The sequence below is a fragment of the Escherichia sp. AM3 genome, from assembly GCF_032029835.1.
Classification (GTDB): Bacteria; Pseudomonadota; Gammaproteobacteria; order Enterobacterales; family Enterobacteriaceae; genus Escherichia; species Escherichia coli.
Genome location: NZ_JAVUPQ010001065.1, coordinates 1 through 261, shown reverse-complemented (window position 1 = coordinate 261; position 261 = coordinate 1). Strand labels below are relative to the sequence as shown.

The 261-nt window shown below is 61.7% G+C and carries 1 pseudogene; it reads right to left on the bottom strand.

The features are described 5' to 3' along the window. Positions 1 to 261, bottom strand: a pseudogene (gene cpxA / locus RTW80_RS29720) (envelope stress sensor histidine kinase CpxA); the annotation flags it as partial.

Genomic DNA, 261 nt, shown 5'->3' with positions numbered 1-261 from the left:
CCGTAGAGCGGCCACGGGCCCGGCGGGAAGTTGACGGTGAACGATTTGCCCATCTGCTCCGCTTCGAACGCCGCGTTGTCCAGCACCTCATGCCAGAGGTGATTGGCTTTCACCGTTTCGCTCACCAGCGCGTTTTTCTGCTGATTGCGCGACATCACCAGCAGATCGTTGATCATGCGGTCCAGGCGATGCGCTTCCGTCTCAATACGCTCCAGCTCTTTACTCTCACCGCTGCGGCGGCGCAGCAGGGCGGTACCCAGC